The sequence below is a fragment of the Vibrio sp. Vb0304 genome (assembly GCF_033338995.1).
GTDB classification, from domain to species: domain Bacteria; phylum Pseudomonadota; class Gammaproteobacteria; order Enterobacterales; family Vibrionaceae; genus Vibrio; species Vibrio alginolyticus.
Map to the genome: position 1 here is coordinate 1 of NZ_JAWOTT010000257.1, position 1160 is coordinate 1160.

Consider the following 1160-nt stretch of genomic DNA (forward strand, 5'->3'; position numbering starts at 1 on the left):
TGCAATACGGAGAAGAATGGCAGCAACACGTAGAAGTATTAGGCCCTTGGGAAACAAAGCCCGTACTGAGTTTTAATCGGTGGGAAGGGGTGAAATCGGGTCAGAACTATCGCTTTGAAACTGTCGTATCTAACCCGCAAGGTGAAAGCATTACACTCCACCAAGTCATGGAAGGACATTGGTACAACTCGACCATTGAATACGGTTTGTCTGCCGCCGACGTGAACTTGGCATTAAAAGACGATCGCACGATTCATCGTTCAAATACCGAGGCGTTTGGCTCTCGCAGCGCAGAGATAGCGTTTAAATCGGATAGCACCGCGCGTTATGACGATTTGTACTACACCGTCACACCAAGCAAAGTGGATGAAGCCGTCGATAACAACGAGCAAAATCTCAAATTGATGACTTACAACATTTGGGCCTTGCCTGCGATTGCGTCGCATATTGGTGAGCGTTACGAGTTAATCCCCGATTACGTAAAAGGCTATGACGTACTGGCATTGCAAGAGGTTTTTGCTAGTGGTCGTGATGCATTTTTACGTGAGCTTGCAAAAGATTACCCATACCAAACAAAGATGTTGGATAAAGATGGCTTCAACGTTTACGACGGAGGCGTAGTCATTGTGAGTCGTTACCCTATCGTCAACGAGGCACAATACGTGTTCCCAGATTGTTCGGGTACCGATTGCTTCGCTGATAAAGGCGTAAACTACGCAGAGATCATCAAAGGTGGTCAGGCCTACCATGTTTTTGCTACACATACCGCGTCTTTCGATACTGATACAGCGCGTGAGTATCGTCAGCGTCAATTTCGACAAATGCGCACTATGGCGCAATCTCTCAACATTCCGAATAACGAAACGGTCGTTTACAGTGGTGACTTTAATGTAAACAAGCTGAAGTTTCCTGGAGATTACCAGCAGATGATCGCAAACCTAAGTGCGATGGAACCTCAATACTCTGGCTATACAGCGTCTACGTTCGACCCTCGTATCAATAACTTCGCAGGCGAAGCGCTATCTGGTGGCGAAAATGTGGAATACCTCGATTACGTCATGGTGAGCAACGAATATGGCGTGAAATCGTTTAACGACAACCGCGTTGATGTTCCACGTTCAACGGCAGAGGGGTTGTGGAAACATTACAACCTGTCGGAC

Annotated in this window: 1 protein-coding gene; it reads left to right on the top strand. The window is 46.9% G+C overall.

Annotated elements, in window-relative coordinates:
- Positions 1 to 1160 (top strand): sphingomyelin phosphodiesterase (locus R7P35_RS25450; RefSeq protein WP_318093184.1); only part of this gene is annotated, 1160 nt, incomplete at both ends.